The organism is Kitasatospora sp. NPDC057595 (assembly GCF_042800875.1).
Classification (GTDB): domain Bacteria; phylum Actinomycetota; class Actinomycetes; order Streptomycetales; family Streptomycetaceae; genus Kitasatospora.
In genome coordinates this window covers 315,795-333,792 of record NZ_JBHVGL010000004.1, presented here as the reverse complement: position 1 = coordinate 333,792, position 17,998 = coordinate 315,795, and the positions used below count along the sequence as shown (strand labels likewise).

The 17,998-nt window shown below is 74.0% G+C and carries 15 protein-coding genes; 9 read left to right on the top strand and 6 right to left on the bottom strand.

From position 1 onward, the window contains the following. Window positions 1-12 precede the first annotated feature (12 nt). Both ACFU9E_RS09790 and ACFU9E_RS09785 read left to right on the top strand, forming a co-directional pair. Window positions 13-1,668, top strand: coding sequence for a thiopeptide-type bacteriocin biosynthesis protein (locus ACFU9E_RS09790; RefSeq protein WP_380681438.1), 1,656 nt, complete (start codon window positions 13-15; stop codon window positions 1,666-1,668). Window positions 1,669-1,729: 61 nt separating this feature from the next. Then, on the top strand, window positions 1,730-2,713 hold the full coding sequence (locus tag ACFU9E_RS09785; RefSeq protein ID WP_380681436.1) for an oxygenase MpaB family protein: 984 nt from the start codon (window positions 1,730-1,732) through the stop codon (window positions 2,711-2,713). A gap of 38 nt (window positions 2,714-2,751) precedes the next feature. Here ACFU9E_RS09785 and ACFU9E_RS09780 read toward each other — a convergent pair whose 3' ends face one another. Then, the gene (locus tag ACFU9E_RS09780; RefSeq protein ID WP_380681434.1) at window positions 2,752-3,201 is read right to left on the bottom strand and encodes a MarR family winged helix-turn-helix transcriptional regulator; all 450 of its coding nucleotides are present in this window, start codon (window positions 3,199-3,201) and stop codon (window positions 2,752-2,754) included. Window positions 3,202-3,309: 108 nt separating this feature from the next. Between ACFU9E_RS09780 and ACFU9E_RS09775 the strand changes: the two genes are divergently transcribed. The 3 genes from ACFU9E_RS09775 to ACFU9E_RS09765 all read left to right on the top strand — a co-directional run bounded on the left by ACFU9E_RS09775 (window position 3,310) and on the right by ACFU9E_RS09765 (window position 7,066). Then, on the top strand, window positions 3,310-4,425 hold the full coding sequence (locus tag ACFU9E_RS09775) for an ABC transporter substrate-binding protein (protein ID WP_380681432.1): 1,116 nt from the start codon (window positions 3,310-3,312) through the stop codon (window positions 4,423-4,425). Between the two features lie 167 nt (window positions 4,426-4,592). Next, window positions 4,593-6,050, top strand: a complete 1,458-nt coding sequence (locus ACFU9E_RS09770; protein WP_380681430.1) for an APC family permease — start codon at window positions 4,593-4,595, stop codon at window positions 6,048-6,050. Next, entirely contained in the window at window positions 6,047-7,066 is a 1,020-nt protein-coding gene (locus tag ACFU9E_RS09765; RefSeq protein ID WP_380681428.1) for an acetamidase/formamidase family protein, read from the top strand. Before ACFU9E_RS09770 ends, ACFU9E_RS09765 begins: the two co-directional genes overlap by 4 nt. A 7-nt stretch (window positions 7,067-7,073) precedes the next feature. Here ACFU9E_RS09765 and ACFU9E_RS09760 read toward each other — a convergent pair whose 3' ends face one another. Continuing rightward, complete coding sequence (locus ACFU9E_RS09760) at window positions 7,074-7,544, bottom strand: SgcJ/EcaC family oxidoreductase (protein WP_380681426.1); 471 nt, start codon at window positions 7,542-7,544, stop codon at window positions 7,074-7,076. Between the two features lie 141 nt (window positions 7,545-7,685). Here ACFU9E_RS09760 and ACFU9E_RS09755 point away from each other — a divergent pair, with 141 nt between their 5' ends. The 3 genes from ACFU9E_RS09755 to ACFU9E_RS09745 all read left to right on the top strand — a co-directional run bounded on the left by ACFU9E_RS09755 (window position 7,686) and on the right by ACFU9E_RS09745 (window position 10,744). After that, on the top strand, window positions 7,686-8,450 hold the full coding sequence (locus ACFU9E_RS09755) for a MerR family transcriptional regulator (RefSeq protein ID WP_380681454.1): 765 nt from the start codon (window positions 7,686-7,688) through the stop codon (window positions 8,448-8,450). A 355-nt stretch (window positions 8,451-8,805) separates the two neighbouring features. Next, a complete protein-coding gene (locus ACFU9E_RS09750; RefSeq protein WP_380681424.1) occupies window positions 8,806-9,837 on the top strand; it encodes an isopenicillin N synthase family dioxygenase in 1,032 nt (343 codons plus the stop codon). Between the two features lie 136 nt (window positions 9,838-9,973). Further along, window positions 9,974-10,744: a MerR family transcriptional regulator gene (locus tag ACFU9E_RS09745; RefSeq protein WP_380681422.1), complete on the top strand. Its 771-nt coding sequence runs from the start codon at window positions 9,974-9,976 to the stop codon at window positions 10,742-10,744. Between the two features lie 13 nt (window positions 10,745-10,757). Here ACFU9E_RS09745 and ACFU9E_RS09740 read toward each other — a convergent pair whose 3' ends face one another. The 4 genes from ACFU9E_RS09740 to ACFU9E_RS09725 form a co-directional block, all read right to left on the bottom strand. Beyond that, window positions 10,758-12,935 (bottom strand): 3-hydroxyacyl-CoA dehydrogenase NAD-binding domain-containing protein, encoded by a 2,178-nt coding sequence (locus tag ACFU9E_RS09740; RefSeq protein WP_380681420.1) that lies wholly within the window; start codon window positions 12,933-12,935, stop codon window positions 10,758-10,760. 46 nt (window positions 12,936-12,981) lie between these two features. Continuing rightward, a complete protein-coding gene (locus ACFU9E_RS09735; protein WP_355368776.1) occupies window positions 12,982-14,196 on the bottom strand; it encodes an acetyl-CoA C-acetyltransferase in 1,215 nt (404 codons plus the stop codon). Between the two features lie 75 nt (window positions 14,197-14,271). After that, window positions 14,272-15,414 carry an acyl-CoA dehydrogenase family protein gene (locus ACFU9E_RS09730; RefSeq protein WP_380681418.1) on the bottom strand — a complete coding sequence of 381 codons (1,143 nt, stop codon included), beginning with the start codon at window positions 15,412-15,414 and terminating at the stop codon, window positions 14,272-14,274. A gap of 27 nt (window positions 15,415-15,441) precedes the next feature. Continuing rightward, a complete protein-coding gene (locus ACFU9E_RS09725; protein ID WP_380681452.1) occupies window positions 15,442-16,665 on the bottom strand; it encodes a CaiB/BaiF CoA transferase family protein in 1,224 nt (407 codons plus the stop codon). A 1,067-nt stretch (window positions 16,666-17,732) separates the two neighbouring features. On the opposite strand from ACFU9E_RS09725, the gene ACFU9E_RS09720 reads away from it, so the two are divergent. After that, window positions 17,733-17,891, top strand: a complete 159-nt coding sequence (locus ACFU9E_RS09720) for a hypothetical protein (protein ID WP_380681416.1) — start codon at window positions 17,733-17,735, stop codon at window positions 17,889-17,891. The last annotated feature ends 107 nt before the right edge of the window (window positions 17,892-17,998 follow it).

Sequence of the window (17,998 nt, the reverse complement as noted above, 5' to 3'; positions counted from 1 at the left end):
GGGAAGGACGCGATGACGACCCGACAGCCGCCGGCCGCCCCCTGGCAGAGCCTGCACCTGGCCCTGCCGCTGCCCGCCCACGAGACCGACGCCTTCGTCACCGAGGACCTCGCGCCGCTGATGGACCGCGACGCGGACCCCGGCTGGTTCTTCATCCGCTACGGCGAGGGCGGCCCGCACCTGCGGATCCGCTTCCGGGGGACGGCCGGGCGCGCGGACACCCTCGCGAAGGAGTTCACCCGGCTCGCCTCCCTCCGCACCCCGCCGGACGGTCCGTGGGCGGCCCGGCACGGGGAGGTCACCGCCGTCCCGTACGAACCGGAGACCGAGCGCTACGGAGGGCCCGCGCTGCTGCCGGTCGCCGAGGAGCTGTTCACCCACTCCACCCGCACCGCGGTCCGGGCCCTGCGCGCCCTCGGCCCGGCCCCCGGCGCCCGGCTGTCGCCCGCCCTGGACCTGGCGCACACCACGGCCCACGCCCTGGGGATGGACGAGCTCGCCGCCGCCCGCTGGCTGCGGCGCCACTCCGCCTCCTGGCGCTGGGTGACGGAGTTCCGGCCGCTGCCCGGGGCCGCCGTGCACAGCAGGGTGAACGCGGTGTTCGCCCAGCAGCGGCAGACCCTGGCCCGCCGCGCCGCGGCCCTGCGCGAGGCGCTCGACACCGGTACCGCCGCGCCCTGGCTCGGCGACTGGTCGGCCCACGTCGTGGAGGCCGCCGCCCGGATGCGGTCCGGCGCGCCGGAGGCGTCCGGGCAAGAGCTCTTCCAGGTGTGGGCCTCGCAGCTGCACATGCTGTTCAACCGGCTGGGGGTCGGGCCGGACGAGGAGCGCGCGGTCTGCCGGCTCGCCGGCCGGACGCTCCTGGAGACGGACCGGCCGTTCGGCTTCTTCCCCCAGGGTCCGGACGCCCCGGACTTCCAGTACCTGGAACGCAGCAAGTTCCAGATCGGGCGCCCCGAGGACACCGCGCTGCCTGAGGTGCCGCCCGTCGAGGCGCCGCGGCCGTCCCCGCACGACGTGCCGCTGCCCGCCGACCCGCTGCCGGCCGTCTCCCTCGCCGACGCGCTGCTCGGCCGCCGCTCCACCCGGGGCCGGCTGACCGGTCCGCTCACGGCCGGCGAGCTGGGCGGCCTGCTCTGGTCCGCCTGCGCGCCGAACCGCCCCACCGGCGACCGCCCCTACCCCAGCGCGGGCGGCATGCACGCCGTCCGGGTACGGCTGCTCGCCCTCGCCGTCGACGGCCTGCCGGCCGGCACCTACCACTGCGTCCCGACGCTGCGCTGCCTGCGCCCGATCGGTCCGGCGCCCGAACCGGACCAGCTCAAGGCCCTCTCCTACTACCTCTCCCGCCCGGCCTCGGACCCGCAGGCGCTGATGGTGGACGAGGCGCCCGCGGTCCTGGCGATCCACCTCGACCTCGGCCACCTGCGGCGCCGCTACGGCCTGCGCGCGCTGCGTCTCGGCCTCGTCGAGGCCGGGCACCTGGCGCAGAACCTCCTCCTCACCGCCACCGCCTTCGGCCTCGGCACCACGCCCCTGGGCGGGCTCTTCGACGACCTCGCCCACGAGTTGCTCTCGCTCGACGACCTCGACGAGCCGATCCAGTACCTCCTCCCGCTGGGCCGCGCGATCCCGACGTCCCCGGCGGAAACTCCGGGGGGAAGGTGAGCGGCTCCCCGGGAAGCGCCGCCGTTGACCGGGCCCCGGACGGCCCCTAGGGTCGGGATCCGTGCAGCGATACGACTGGCTGAAGAAGATTCAGCGCATGGACCCGGAGACCGAGTTCACCGAGATCTACCGGATCAGCAGCTGGTACGAGTTTCCCTGGGACTACACCCAGTCGCTCAGCTTCGCGCTCTACCGCACCTACGCCGTCCCCAGCATCGGCCGACTGCTCGCCCGGACCGGCGAGTTCACCGGCCGCGCCCAGAAGCGCTACGACGACACCACGCTGATCCTGGAGGCGGTGATCGAGCACGGCTTCGACTCCTCCCAGGGGCGCGAGGCGATCCGCCGGATGAACCAGATGCACCGCCGGTACGACATCACGAACGACGACTTCCGGTACGTGCTCGCCACCTTCGTGGTGACGCCCAAGCGCTGGATGGACGACTACGGCTGGCGCCGGCTGTCCCCGCACGAGATCCGGGCCTCGGTCAACTACTACCGCGAACTGGGCCGGCACATGGGCCTGAGCGGCGTACCGGAGACGTACGAGGAGTTCGAGCGGCTGCTCGACGACTACGAGCGCGAGCACTTCGCCTTCGACCCGGGCAGCCGGGCGGTCTCCGACGCCACGCTCGGCCTGATGGTCTCCTGGTACCCGGCGCCGCTGCGGCCGTCGATGCGGATCTCCTCGCTCTGCCTGCTCGACGACCCGCTGCGCGAGGCGTTCGGCTACCCGGCCCCGCCGGCCGCGCTGCGGCGCGCCGTCCGGGAGGGGATGCGGCTGCGCGGGCGCTTCGTACGGCTGCTGCCGCCGCGCCGCAGGCCGCACCTGGGGCGGGACGGCTGGCAGGTGCGCAGCTACCCCGGGTATCCGTACGGCTATCGGATCAGCGACCTGGGGACCTTCGAGGAGAAGGCCGGCACCGGGTCCGCCTCCGGCGGCTGCCCGTTCCCGCACGCCGCGGCGGCGGGCGGCGAGCACGGCGGACACGGTGATCAGGGTGAGCACGGTGTGCCCGGCAAGCAGGGCACGCACAACGGCTGAACCGCGGCTCACCGGGGTGTAGCCGGTCGCCGTACCGGCTACACCCCGGTGAGGTGGCGCAGCAGCGGGCCGGGGTCGTGACTGCCGCAGGCCGTGCGGACGGCGGCGTCATGGGCGGCGGCGAGGGCGTCGAGCCGGGTGAGGCGGGCGTGGCCGACGCGGGACAGGTGGGCGGTGACGCGGCGGCGGTCCCGCTCGTCCTGGCGGCGGTAGACCCAGCCGGCCTCGGTGAGGGCGTCGACGATGCGGCTGAGGCTGGCCTGCGGGATGAGCAGGGCCTGGGCGAGCTCGCCCATCGAGCGGCCGGTGCCCTCGGCGAGGGCGCGCATGACGCGCCACTGGTCGAGGGTGCAGCCCTCGGCCTCCAGGCGGGCGGCGAGGTCGCGGGCGAGGCGGCGCTGGGCGACGGTGAGGAGCTCGATCAGCAGCGGCTGGTCGATGGAGACGGCCTCGGGAGTGGTGGCGGGGGTGGTGGCTGGTGGTGTCATGGCCGTGTCTCTTTTCCCCGTCGCTGGTCCCGGTCGCCGGTTCCGGCCGTTCGGTCCTCGTTCGGTCCCGTTTGGCCGGATCGGCTGGCATGACGATACTCGCAAGCGATGACCGCCGACGTGAAGCTGCTGGAGCCACTCGACGCGCGGTACCTCCCCCGGGAGGCGCCGGCGCTGCGGGTGGGCCTGGTCGTGCCGCAGTCCGGCACGCTCGGCCTGACCGGGCCCTCGGCCCTGGACGGGGCGCTGCTCGCCGCGCACGAGGTGAACGCCGGCGGCGGGGTGCGCGGGCTGCCGCTGGAGCTGGTGCTGGTGGACGGCGGCGGCACGCCTGCGGCGGTGTCCCGGGAGGTGGAGCTGCTGCTGGACGCCGGGGCGGTGGACGCGGTGGCCGGCTGCCACTCCAGCGATGTACACCGGGCGCTGGAGGCGGTCACCACCGGGCGGACCGCGTACGTGTACACGCCGCCGCACGAGGGCGGGGCCCGGCTGCCGGGCGTGTTCTGCACCGGGGCGGACCCGGCGCGCCAGCTGGACGGGGTGGTGGAGCGGCTCACCGAGCGGCACCGGCTGCGCCGCTGGGCACTGGTCGGCAACGACTACATCTGGCCGTACGCCATGCACCGGGCGGCCGGGGAGGCGGTGGCCCGGGCCGGGGCGCGGGTGGTGCTGGAGCGGCACCTGCCGTTCGGGACGGCGGACCGGACGCTGGAGCCGCTGCTGGACGCGCTGCGCGCGGAGCGGGCGGACGCGCTGCTGCTGAGCCTGATCGGCGCCGACCTGGTCCGGTTCAACCGGGCGCTGCGCCGCACCGGGCTGGACCGCCGGCTGGTGCGGCTGTCCGTCGCGCTGGAGGAGAACAGCCTGCTCGCGTACGGCGGGGACGGCACCGGCACGCTGTACGCCGTGATGCCGTCGTTCGTCTCGCTCACGGAGGAGCGGCGGATGCGGCTGGCGGAGCAGCACCGGGCGGTGTTCGGGCCGTACGCGCCGGTGCTGGACGCCTACGCGGTCGGGTTGTACGACGGGCTGCACCTGCTGGCGGCGCTGGCCGCGCGCGGGGAGCTGGTCGCGGACGGCGGGCTGGGACGGTCGGCGGCGCGGCTGCTGCGGGGGGACGGCGCGGCGGTGCGGCGGGCGTGGGCACGGGCGCCGCTGGGCCCGGCCCGCGACGGGGTGCACCTGGCGCGGGCCGACGGACTCGGGTTCACGGTCCTGCCGTAGCGCCTCCCACCAGGTGCGCCTCCCACCAGGTGCGATGCCCACCGGGTGCGGTGCCCGCCATGTGGACTGGATTCGCAAATCCCTTCCATTTGGAAATAACTGGCTCTAGTGTCTCCCCACCACCTCGGGTCGCCCCGCCACGGGTCGTCACGGAAGAGAGCCCCCACATGTCCGAAGCACCCGCCTCACCCACCGGCACCGGCACCGGGACCGGCAGCAGCACCGGCATCGAGAGCTACGGCTACAAACAGGAGCTGCGCCGTTCCCTGCGCTTCACCGACCTGCTGGTCTACGGCCTGGTCTTCATGGTCCCGATCGCCCCCTTCGGCATCTTCGGCAGCGTCTTCCAGGGCTCCGGCGGCATGGTCGCCCTCGCCTACGTGCTCGGCATGGTGGCGATGATGTTCACCGCCCTGTCCTACGCCCAGATGTCCCGGGCGTTCCCGATGGCCGGCTCGGTGTACACCTACGCCGGGCGCGGCATCGCGGCTCCGGTCGGCTTCCTGTCCGGCTGGATGATCCTGCTGGACTACGTGCTCGTCCCCGGCCTGCTCTACCTGATCGCCGGCGTGGCGATGAACTCGCTGGTGCCGGCGGTGCCGGTCTGGCTGTGGCTGGTCGGCTTCGTGCTGCTGAACACCGCCGTCAACTACCTGGGCGTCGAGATGACGTCGAAGGTCAACAAGGCGATGCTGATCGGCGAGCTGGTCGTGCTGGTGGTGTTCATCGGCTTCGGCCTGGCCGCGCTGGCCTCCGGCAAGGGCCGCGGCTTCGACTTCACCCCGGTCTACAACTCCCAGACGTTCTCCTGGAGCCTGGTCTTCGGCGCGGTGTCGGTGGCGGTGCTGAGCTTCCTCGGCTTCGACGGCATCTCCACCCTCTCCGAGGAGAACAAGGACTCCGCCAAGGCCGTCGGCAAGTCGATGATCGCCGCGCTGCTGCTGGCCGGCTCGCTGTTCATCGTGCAGACCTGGATCGCCTCGCTGCTCGTCCCGGACCCGGCCGCGCTGATCGCCGACGGCGACCCGGACGGCACCGCCTTCTACGACGCGGCACGCGTCGCCGCCGGCGGCTGGCTCGCCACCGTCACCGCCGCCGCGACCGCCGTCGCCTGGGGCTTCGCCAACTCCCTGGTCGCCCAGGCGGCCACCTCGCGACTCCTGTTCGCGATGGCCCGCGACCGCCAGCTGCCCGCCTTCCTCGCCAAGGTCCACCCGCGCCACCGCGTCCCGGTGAACGCGACCCTGCTGACCGCGGGCGTCTCGCTCGTCCTCGGCCTCTACACCGCCTCGCGCGAGGACGGCATCACGCTGCTCTCCACGCTGGTCAACTTCGGCGCGCTGACCACCTTCCTCGTCCTGCACGTGTCCGTGGTGGTGCACTACGTGTTCCGCCGCCGCAGCCGCGACTGGTGGCGTCACCTCATCGCCCCCGTCATCGGCTTCGCGATCCTGGCGTACGTGGTCGTGAACGCGGACATCGCCGCCCAGCGCCTCGGCTTCGTCTGGCTGGCGATCGGCGGACTCGTCCTGACCGGGCTGCTGCTGTCCGGCCGCCGCCCGAACCTCGCCGCGGTGGCCTCCGACGCCACCCCCGATTCCTCCCCCGGCAAGGAGACCCCGTGAACCTGCCCGACGTCGTCACCCTCTCGCCCAAGCCCGAGGACTACGCCTACACCTTCGGCGGACGCACCCCGTTGGTGACCGTCCAGCCCGGCACGGTGGTCGAGCTGACCACCGAGGACTGCTTCGGCGGCCGGGTCCGCGGCTTCGCCGACCTGCCGAGCGCGGTCTGCGAGTTCCCCTACCTCAACCCGGTCACCGGACCGATCGCGGTGGCCGGCGCCGAGCCCGGCGACACCCTGGCCGTGCACTTCGTGGAGATCACCCCGGCCCGCGACTGGGGCGTCTCCAGCACCTTCCCGCACTTCGGCGCGCTCACCACCACCCACTCCACCGCGATGCTGCACGCGCCGCTGGAGGAGCGGGTCTGGGTGTACGAGCTGGACACCGCGGCCGGCGTCTGCCGGTTCCGGGCCCGCAACAGCGACTTCACCGCCGAACTCCCGCTGGACCCGATGCACGGCACCGTCGGCGTCGCGCCCGCCGGCGGGGAGACCCTGATGTCGATCACCCCGGGCGCGCACGGCGGCAACCTCGACACGCCCGAGATGCGGGCCGGCACCACCGCCTACTTCGGCGTCAACGTGCCCGGCGGACTGCTCGCCATCGGCGACGGCCACGCCCGCCAGGGCGAGGGCGAGGTCTGCGGAACGGCCGTCGAGACGGCGATGCGCACCACGGTGGTGGTCGACCTGATCAAGGGCGGCGGCCCGGCCTGGCCCCGCCTGGAGAGCGACCACCACCTGATCTCCACCGGCTCGGCCCGGCCCCTGGAGGACGCCTTCCGGATCAGCCAGCACGACCTCGTCACCTGGAGCGCCGACCTGCTCGGCCTGGACCTGCTGGACGCCTACCAGCTGGTCAGCCAGGCCGGCCTGGCCCCGGCCGCCAACGTGTGCGACACCAACTACACGATGGCCGCCAAGCTCCCCAAGTCCCTCCTGGGCCGCACCCGCGCCTACGACGGCCTGCACGACCACCTCCGCGCGACCGCCGCCGCCTACCTGAAGGGGCGTTGAAGAGGGATCAGGATCCCCGGACAACGGTGTTCTGGCAGGCCGTGAGGAGCCATCGGCCGTCCTCCTTGGCCATGACGTAGAGCGGGCTGCCCTCCTCCCCGACCTGCCCGCCGCCGCCGTCGAGGTAGCGCTGGCGCACCTTGACGGCGGCGACGTCGGGGCGGAGGAAGAACACGTGCACCACCTCGTACACGGCCGTGCTGCCGCTGCCCACGACGGCCCCGGGCAGCACCGTGCGGGTGAACTCGGCGATCTCCTCCCGGCCGCGCAGCAGCCTGCCGTGGCCGGTGGTCCAGATCGCGTCGGCGCGGAAGAGGCCGACGAACTCCTCGACCAGCTCATTGGCCTGCGCGTGCTGGACGGTGGCGACCACCTGCTGGATGGCGGCGATCTCGGCTTCGGCGGAGCCGGCGTCCAGGAGGGCGTTCCCGGTGCGGGCCGGGCCCGCGGTGATCGTGGTGTTCGCGTCGGTGTTCATGCCGACCATCGTCGGATCTCAAGTCCGCTTCAGGTCAAGGCCGACGGCGGTCCGGACTTGAAGCTGCCGCAGCGGCAGCCTCTAACGTCCTGGGCAGGGCCGGAGGAACCGGCCCCGGTGAGAGACGTGAGGGAGAACGGGATGGCCGGCTGGCCGATCGCCGATGTGGCGCGGATGTCGGGAGTGACGGCGCGGACGTTGCGGCACTACGACGAGATCGCGCTGCTGCCGCCCGCCGGGGTCGGCGCCAACGGCCACCGCTACTACGGGGAGTCGGAGCTGCTGCGGCTCCAGCAGATCCTCGTGCTGCGGGCACTGGGCCTGGGGCTGTCCGAGATCGGCCGGATCCTGGCCACCCGGGTGGACGAGCTGGAGGCGCTGCGCGGCCACCACCGCCGGCTGCTCGCCGAGCGCGACCGTCTGGACGCGCTGGCCGCCACGGTCGCCCGCACGATCTCCGATCTGGAGCGATCCAGGAAGGACGGTACGCCGATGACCGCGATCAACCGGCCCGAGAACCTCTTCGAGGGAGTCCGGGCCGCCGACTACGAGGAGGGCGTGCGCGCGTTCCCCGAGCTGGCCGAGGCCACCGAGCGGGTCACCGCGGAGCTGAGCGCGGAGGAGATCGAGGCGGGGCAGCGCGAGCGCACCGCGCTGATGGTCCGGCTCGCCGAGCTGATGGCCGCCGGTGAGCCGGTCGACGCCGCGGCGGTGCGGGCCGAGGTCGCCGGGCAGTACCGGGCGCTCGCCGCGATCCAGCCGGTCTCCGCGGAGGAGTTCCGGGCGATGGGCCGGGCCTGCGTGGAGAACGAGCCGTGGCGGGCCGCGTACGAGTCGATCGCCCCGGGGCTCGCCGAGTACCAGCGGGACGCCATCGAGGCGTACGCGGCGACGCTGCCCGCCTGAGCCTCCTGAACCGCCCGGACGGCCTCGCCGGGGGCCGGGCGGGCACGGCGGGCGCGGGCGGGTGGACGGGACCCGCGCGCGCCCGCCTCCGCGGGCTCCGCAGCCCGCACCCGAACGGGTGATCTACGCTGGTGAGGTGCTCCTTCTCGTTCGCCGCCGCCACGTGGACCTGCTCCGCGTGACCAGCATGTCCTGTCGACGCTCCGGCTGAACCTCGTACCCCTCCCCTCAGCGCGGCCCGCAGCGGCCGCGCTCCCCCCTCCCGGCCCCGGGCACGGCCGCCGCACCAGGCGCGTCCCCGGCGTTCCCGGTCACCACCGGAGCCGGCCGGGACGAGACCCAGCGGATGTCACCCATGACGCAGCAGCACCAGCCCACCCTCGAAGCCCCCGTCGACGCGCTTCCGGTGATCGACCTCTCGCTCGCCGGCGGCAGCCCGGCGGGCCGCACCCGCCTGCACGACGAACTGCGGACCGCCGCCACCGGCGTCGGCTTCTTCCAGCTCGTCGGCCACGGGATCACCCCGGCCGAGACGGCCGCCCTCACCGACGCCATGCGGGCCTTCTTCGCCCTCCCCGAGGCCGAGCGCCTCGCCGTCGCCAACCTCCACTCCCCGCACTACCGCGGCTACACCCGCACCGGCGACGAGCGCACCGGCGGCAGCCGGGACTGGCGCGACCAGCTCGACATCGGCGCCGAACTGCCCCCGCACGTGCCCGCGGCCGGCGAGCCCCCGTACTGGTGGCTGGAGGGCCCCAACCAGTGGCCCGCCGCGCTCCCCGAGCTGCGCACCGCGGCACTGGCCTGGATCGACCGGCTCGGCGCGGTCGCCCGCACGCTGCTGCACGAACTCCTCGCCGCGATCGGCGCCCGCCCCGACTTCTACGACCCCGCCTTCGCCGGGCACCCGCACCTGCGGCTCAAGCTGGTCCGCTACCCGGGCACCGCACCCGACGGCGCCGCCCAGGGAGTCGGCGCGCACAAGGACTACGGCTTCATCACCCTGCTCCTCCAGGACACCGTCGGCGGCCTCCAGGTGCAGCGCCCGGACGGCTCCTTCCTGGACGTCCCGCCGCTGGAGGGCGCCTTCGTCGTCAACCTCGGTGAACTGCTGGAGGTCGCCACCGACGGCTACCTCAAGGCCACCAGCCACCGCGTGGTCAGCCCGCCCGGCGCCCGCGAGCGCTACTCCGTCCCGTTCTTCTACAACCCCCGCCTCGACGCCCACGTCGAACCGCTGGACTTCCCGCTCGCCCACCACGCCCCCGGCACCACCCAGGACCCGGCCAACCCGCTCTACGCCGACTTCGGCTTCAACGAGTGGAAGGGCTACACCCGCGCCCACCCCGAGGTCACCCGCCGCCACCACCCCGACCTCGCCGCCTGACACCCACCCGCCGCCCACGGGCCCGCGATCCCCACCGGAGCGCGGGCCCGCCCGCGTTCGGGGCGTGGACCCGGTGCGACAGCGGTGTCACACTCCTGGTGTCACAGTGGTGCTGCTACGAGGCGGGAGGCCGGAGGTGGAGGTGCGGCTGACGGTGGACGAGTTGGCGGCGCGGGCGGGGGTGACGGTGCGGACGGTCCGGTTCTACGGGACGAAGGGGCTGCTGCCGCCGCCGGTGCTGGGGGCCCGGCGGGTCGGGTGGTACGGGGCGGAGCACCTGGACCGGCTGGGGCTGATCGAGGAGTTGCAGCGGCAGGGGCTGACGCTGGCCGCCATCGAGCGGTACCTGGCGCGGCTGCCGCGCGGGACCACGCCGCTGGACCTGGCGATCCACCGGGCGCTGGTGGCGTCGTGGACGCCGGAGGTGCCGGAGGAGGCGGGCCGCGCCGAGGTGGAGCGGCGGGCCGGGCGGCGGCTGTCGGAGGAGCAGGTGGACCGGCTGGCCGCGATGGGGGCGCTGGAGCGGACGGCGGACCCGGAGGTGTTCCGGGTGGACCCGGGGCTGCTGCCGCTGGGGGTGCGGATCCTGGACGTGCCGATCCCGCTGGACACGCTGGTGGCGGCGCGCGCGGTGGTGGTGGAGCACAGCCGGGCGACGGCGCGGGAGCTGCAGCGGCTGTTCCGGGAGACGGTGTGGAAGCCGTACCGGGAGAGCGAGCCGGCGCCGGACGACGTGCAGCGGATGAAGGCGCTGACCGATCACATCCAGCCGATGGTGGCGCAGGCGCTGGTCACGGCGTTCCAGCGGTCCTTGCGGGAGGAGCTCGGCAACGAGCTGGGCGAGGAGTCGGGCGAGGAGTCCGGCGGGGCGGCCGCCGAGGAGCAGCGGGCCGCCCCGCCCGGGTGAGGGGCCTGCGGGCTCAGTCGCCGAAGGTGCCGCCCTCGGCGGCGATCCGCTCCAGCAGGGCGGGCGGCGCGAACCGCTCGCCGTAAGCGGCGGCGAGTTCGCGGGCACGGGCCGCGAAGCCGGACGAGCCGCCCGGGTAGCCGTTGATGTACTGGAGGACACCGCCGGTCCAGGCCGGGAAGCCGATGCCGAGGATGGAGCCGACGTTGGCGTCCGCGACCGAGGTGAGCACCCCCTCCTCCAGGCAGCGCACCGAGTCCAGGGCCTCGCTGAACAGCATCCGCTCCTTGAGGTCCTCGAACGGCACGGCGGCGTCCGCCCGCGTGAAGTGCTCGCGCAGGCCCGGCCACAGACGGCCGCGCACCCCGTTCTCGTCGTACTCGTAGAAGCCGGCGCCGCCGCTGCGGCCGGGGCGGCCGAACTCGTCGACCATCCGGTCCACCACCGCGTCCGCCGGGTGGGCGGTCCACTCGCCGCCGGCGGCCTCGACGGCGCGCCGGTACTCGTCACGGATCCTGCGCGGCAGGGTGAGGGTCAGTTCGTCGAGCAGCGAGAGCACCTTGGCCGGGTAGCCGGCCTGCGCGGCGGCCTGCTCGACGCTGGAGGGATCGACGCCCTCGCCGATCATGGCGACGCCCTCGTTGATGAACTGGCCGATCACCCGCGAGGTGAAGAAGCCGCGCGAGTCGTTGACCACGATCGGGGTCCGGCCGATCCGGCGGACCAGGTCGAAGGCGCGGGCCAGCGCCTCGTCCCCGGTCTGCGGTCCTCGGACGATCTCCACCAGCCGCATCTTGTCGACCGGCGAGAAGAAGTGCAGGCCGATGAAGTCGGCGGTGCGCTCCACGCCCTCGGCGAGCAGGCCGATCGGCAGGGTGGAGGTGTTGGAGCAGAGCAGCGCGTCCGGCGCGACGACACCCTCGATCTCCTGGAACACCTTGTGCTTCAGCTCGGGGTTCTCGAAGACCGCCTCGATCACCACGTCGCAGCCGGCCAGGTCGGCGGCCTCGGCGGTGGGGGTGATCCGGGCGAGGATGTCGTCGCGCTGCGCCCCGGTCCTGCGCCCGCGTGCCACCGCCTTCGCCAACAGGCCCTCGGAGTAGGCCTTTCCGCGCTCGGCGGCCTCGACGGTGATGTCCTTGAGCAGCACCTCGATGCCGGCCTCGGCGCAGACGTGGGCGATGCCGGCGCCCATCATGCCGGCGCCGAGCACCGCGACCTTGCGGACCGTCCGCCTCTCCACCGAAGCGGGCCGTCCGGCACCGGAGTTGACCGCCTGGAGGTCGAAGAAGAGCGCCTGGATCATGTTCTTGCTGGTCTGCCCGCAGGCCAGCTCGGTGAAGTAGCGGGCCTCGACCACCATCGCGGTGTCGACGTCCACCTGGGCGCTCTCGACGGCGGCCGCGAGCACGTTGCGCGGCGCCGGGTAGGGGGCGCCGGCCAGCTGCTTGCGCAGGTTGGCCGGGAAGGCCGGCAGGTTGGCGGCGAGGGCCGGGGTGCTGGGGGTGCCGCCGGGGATCTTGTAGCCCTTGACGTCCCAGGGCTGGACGGGGGCCGGGTTCGCCTCGATCCAGGCCCGCGCCCGGGCAGTCAACTCCTCGGGGGTGTCGACGAGTTCGTGCACCAGGCCGTGTTCGAGGGCCTGCACCGGGCGGTACTGGCGGCCCTGCAGCAGGAACTTCAGCAGGGCGTCGGTGATGCCGAACAGCCGGACGGTGCGGACGATCCCGCCGCCGCCGGGGAGCAGGCCGAGGGTGACCTCGGGCAGGCCGATCCGGCTCGCGGGGGTGTCCAGGGCGATCCGGTGGTGGCAGGCGAGGGCGAGTTCCAGGCCGCCGCCGAGCGCGCTGCCGTTGACGGCGGCGACGACCGGCCTGCCGAGCGTCTCCAGGGTGCGCAGGGCCCGCTTGATCCGCATCGACTTCTCGAAGACGGCGGCGGCGTCCTCGGGGCGGGCGGCGGAGAGCATCCGCAGGTCGCCGCCGGCGAAGAAGGTCTTCTTGGCCGAGGTGACGACCACGCCGCGCAGCCCGCCGTCGGCGGCGAGGCCGGCCAGCCGGGCGACGACGGCCTCGAAGTCGGCGGTGAACGCGTCGTTCATGGTGTTGACGGACTGGGTGGGGTCGTCGAGGACGAGGGTGACCACGCCGTCCTGGTCCTGCTCCCAGCGGATGGTGGTGGTGTCGCTCATGGGTTCGGATCTCCGGAGGAGGTGAGGAGGAGGGCGGAGGACGGGGTCAGACGCGCTCGACGACGGTGGCGATGCCCATGCCGCCGCCCACGCAGAGGGTGGCCAGGCCGTAGCGCAGCTCGCGCCGCTCCAGCTCGTCGACGAGGGTGCCGATCAGCATCGCGCCGGTGGCGCCCAGCGGGTGGCCGAGGGCGATCGCGCCGCCGTTGACGTTCACCTGCTCCGGGGAGAAGCCCATCTCGCGGATGAAGCGCAGGGCGACGGCGGCGAAGGCCTCGTTGATCTCGACCAGGTCGATGTCGGCGGCGGTCAGCCCGGCCTTGGCGAGCGCCTTGCGGGTGGCGGGCGCGGGACCGGTGAGCATGATGGTCGGCTCGGAGCCGGAGACGGCGGCGGAGACGATCCGGGCGCGCGGCCGCAGCCCGTAGCGCTCGCCGGTCTCCCGGTTGCCGATGGCGACCAGGGCGGCGCCGTCGACGATGCCGGAGGAGTTCCCGGCGTGGTGGACGTGGTCGATGGCCTCCACCCAGTGGTACTTCTGCAGGGCGACGGCGTCGAAGCCGCCGGCCTCGCCGATCGCGGCGAAGGAGGGCTTCAGCCCGGCCAGCGTCTCGACGGTGGTGCCGGGGCGGATGAACTCGTCGCGGTCCAGCACGACCAGGCCGCTGCGGTCGCGGACCGGGACGACCGAGCGGTCGAACAGGCCGTCGGCCTGGGCCTTGGCGGCACGGGCCTGGGACTCGGCGGCGAAGGCGTCGACGTCGGTGCGCGAGAAGCCCTCGATGGTGGCGATGAGGTCGGCGCCGATGCCCTGGGGCACGAAGTTGGTCTCGTAGGCCGTCATCGGGTCGGCGAACCAGGCGCCGCCGTCGGAGGCCATCTTCACCCGCGACATCGACTCGACGCCGCCGGCCAGGACGAGGTCTTCCCAGCCGGAGCGGACCTTGGCGGCGGCCAGGTTGACGGCCTCCAGGCCGGAGGCGCAGAAGCGGTTCTCCTGGACGCCGGCGACCGTGTCGGGCAGGCCGGCGGCGATGGCGGCGATCCGGGCGATGTCGGAGCCCTGGTCGCCGACCGGGCTGACCACGCCGAGCACGATGTCGTCGATCGCCGCCGGGTCCAGGCCGGGGAAGCGGCGGCGGATCTCGTGGATCAGGCCGACGACCAGGTCGATCGGCTTGGTGCCGTGCAGGGAGCCGGTGGCCTTGCCCCGGCCGCGCGGGGTGCGGATCGCGTCGTAGACGTACGCTTCGGTGGTCACGGTGGGGAGCCTTTCGGGGCAGAGGGTTTGACGCCGGAGAGCCGTGGGAGACGGACGGGAGATCGGAGGCGGGGATCAGTCGAGCAGGGAGCGGCCCACGATCTCCTTCATGATCTCGGTGGTGCCGCCGTAGATGGTCTGGATGCGGCCGTCGGTGAACGCCCGGGCCACCGGGTACTCGGCCATGTAACCGTAGCCACCGTGGAGTTGGAGGCAGCGGTCGGCGGTGCGCTTCTGCAGTTCGGTGGCCCACCACTTGGCCATCGAGGCGTCCGCCGGGGTGAGCGCGTAGCGGTTGTGCTCGGTGATGCAGCGGTCGACGAAGGCGCGGGTGACGGCGCACTCGGTGGCCAGTTCGGCGATCTCGAAGCGCACGTGCTGCAGCTTGGCCAGCGGCCGGCCGAACGCCTCGCGCTGCTTGACGTAGGCGGTGGTGATCTCGACCAGGTGCTCGGCGCCGGCGATCGCGGCGGCGGCGATGGTGAGCCGCTCCTGGGCGAGGTTGCGCATCAGGTAGAGGAAGCCCTGGTCCGGCTCGCCGAGCAGGTTCCGTTTGGGGACGCGGACGTCCTGGAAGAACAACTCGGCGGTGTCCTGGGCCTTCTGGCCGATCTTGTCGAGGTTGCGGCCGCGCTCGAAGCCGGGCATCCCGCGCTCGACGACCAGCAGGCCGAGACCGTGCGCGCCGCCCTCGGGGGTGGTGCGGGCGACCACGATCACCAGGTCGGCGAGGATGCCGTTGGAGATGAAGGTCTTGGCGCCGTTGAGCAGGAAGTGGTCGCCCCGGTCGACCGCCTGGGTGCGGATGCCCTGGAGGTCGGAGCCGGTGCCGGGCTCGGTCATCGCGATGGCGGTGATCAGCTCGCCGGTGCAGAAGCCGGGCAGCCAGCGGCGCTTCTGCTCCTCGGTGGCGAGCGAGGTGAGGTAGGGGCCGATGATGTCGTTGTGCAGGCCGAGCGCCAGACCGGAGGCCCCGGCCCGGGCGAACTCCTCGGCCAGCACGGCGGCGTAGCGGAAGTCGGCGGTTCCCCCGCCGCCGTACTCCTCGGGCACGGCGAGGCCGAGCAGGCCCTGCCGGCCGGCGGCCAGCCAGGCCTCGCGGTCGACGATGCCGGCCTTCTCCCAGCGGTCGTAGTGCGGCAGCACCTCCTTGGCGAGGTAGGCCCGGACGGTGGCCCGGAAGTCCTCGTGCTCGTCGGTGAAGAGGTCGCGTTGCACGGCAATCTCCTTGGCGGGGTGGGCGGTTCAGGCGGTCGGCGGCGCGACGAGGCCGGGTACGCCCCAGTCGGCGGCGACCTCGGCGGTGTCGGCGCCCGGCCGGCCGGGCGGGCGGCGCAGCGCGCCGGGGGTGGCGGAGAACCGCGGGGCGGGGGCGGGCTGGGTCACGCCGTCCACCTCGACGTACGTCCCCCGGGCCACCAGGTGCGGGTGGTCGTGCGCCTGACGCATCGTCAGCACCGCTTCCACGCAGGCGTCGGACCCGGCGAAGACGGTCTCCCACGCGGCGCGCGGCCGGGTGGCGAAGCGTGCGGCGATCCGGGCGCGCAGTTCGGGCCAGCGGGCGGTGTCCCACTGGCCGGGCGCGTCCGGGCCCAGCTCCAGCAGCCGGGCGAACTCGGCGTAGAACGGCGGCTCCAGGGCGCCGACCGCGAGGTGGCCGCCGTCGGCGGCCGGGTAGACGGCGTAGAACGGCGCGCCGCCGTCGAGCAGGTTGACGCCGCGCCGCTCCTGCCAGCGCCCGCCGGCCAGCAGGCCCTGGAGGACGGCGGTGAGGTGGGCGGCGCCGTCGACGATGGCGGCGTCGACGACCTGGCCGGCGCCGGTGGCGCGGGCGTGGTGCAGGGCGGCGAGCAGGCCGACGACCAGGTAGAGCGAGCCGCCGGCGTAGTCGCCGAGCAGGTTGGCGGGGAGGGCGGGCGGCCCCTCGGGGGCGTCGGCGACGGGCACGGGCACGGCGGGCGCGGGCACGGCGGGCGCGGGCACGGGCGCGGGCGTAGGCACGGGCGCGGGCGTAGGCACGGGCGCGGGCGTAGGCACGGGTGCGGTAGGCGCGACCAGGCCGAGCGCGCCCGACACCGCCGTGTACCCGATGTCGTGCCCGGCCCGGGCGGCCAGCGGTCCGTCCTGACCCCAGCCGGTCATCCGTCCGTACACCAGCGCGGGGTTGCGGGCGAGGCAGGCCTCGGGCCCGACACCGAGGCGCTCCGCGACGCCGGGCCGGTAGCCCTCGATCAGCAGGTCCGCGCGGGCGGCCAGGTCGAGCACCAGGCCGGGACCGCCGGGGGCCTTGAGGTCGACCACCACCGAGCGCTTGTTGCGGCCCGCGACGTCGTACGCCGGTTCGATGCCGAGCGGCGAGGGTTCGGGCCGGTCGACCCGGACGACGTCGGCGCCGAGGTCGCCCAGCAGCATCGCGGCGAACGGCCCGGGACCGATCCCGGCGAGCTCGACCACCCGGACGCCGGCCAGCGGTCCGCCGCGCCCGGCCCCGACGCCGTCACGTTCGGACGCCACTGCCCCTCCGGGGGTCGACGAAGTCTGACAGTAAAGCTGTCACACTCGCGATGATAGGGAAGCGACCGTTCAGTAACAAGACCCTCGTCCTCGACGCACCCCTGGTGACGCGTCCGTGCGGGCTCGACCACGGAGGGTGCGTCGGTACACCGACAGACCCTCCGGGTACCGTCGTGCCCGGCGGGGGGGCTGCTGACCTCCCGTCGTATCCGGAGGACGGAAGAGCAGCCACACATGGTCCACCCGGGGTTCACCACCGGGCCGGTCGCGCCCAGTACCTCGCCGTTCGCCGGTCCCGCGCCCCGGGCGACCGACGCCGTGCACGCCGCGCTGGGGCCGGGGCGGATCAGCGAGGAGAAGTCCCCTGACTACTCGCCCACCGCGGTGGGCCGGAATCAGTACTGCAGCGCCAAGGTGAGCTTCGGCCTGTTCGGGGACACCGAGCAGAGCGTCAGCTTCGGGATCTCCGCGGTCCGGAGCGCAGGTGCCGAATCCCGCCCCGGGGCACGGCTCTTCGCCGAGCACGGTGCGGTGGGTGCGGTGACTCCGGGCGGCGCGTGGGCGCTGCTTCCGGAGGGCTGCCCCGCCGGCTTGCAGGCCTCGGTCGGCACCGGCCACGACGGGAAGGACGGCGACCACGCGCAAGGTACCGCCCGGCTCGCCGTCGAGCTCGCCGGCCTCGCCGCGAAGGACCGCAGCTGCGGCAGCACCCCGCCCGCGCCGAGGACGCTGTCCCCGGCGGGCGCGGAGCAGCCGGTCGACTGGAACAACCTCTGCGGCCTGCCCGGCATGGCGGTCACCAAGGCACCCGAAGCGGACCACGAGGACTGGTACCGCCAGCAGGCCACCACGGCCTTCTCCCCCGTCTGGTCCTGCGAGGTGACCGACAAGCCGACCGGGAGGCCCGTGGCGTCGTTCGTCGTCGTCACCGAGCCCCGGGCGGTGGACTTCCCCCCCCGGAGGGGGAGCACTCCACGGCGTTCGGCCGGAGCTCGTGGGCCGGCAGCTCGAACGAGGACGTGGTGGCCCTCTGCCAGGGCCGGAGGACGTACTTCCACTACGAGGAGCGCCCCGCCCCGGCCCTCAGGAGCCAACGCCTGCTTCCCGACACCGAGGCCGTCCGGACGCGGTTCCTCTCCGCCGCCGGCAAGGCGATCGGCTGCGAGCCGATCATCCCCTAGCAGCCCCTCCTCCCCGAGGACCGCCGCCTCCCCTCCGGTTCCCCCCGGCGGGGGAGGCGGATCGGGTCGGCGGAGGAGGTGCGGGTGGGCGGGTGCGCGGGAGCGTG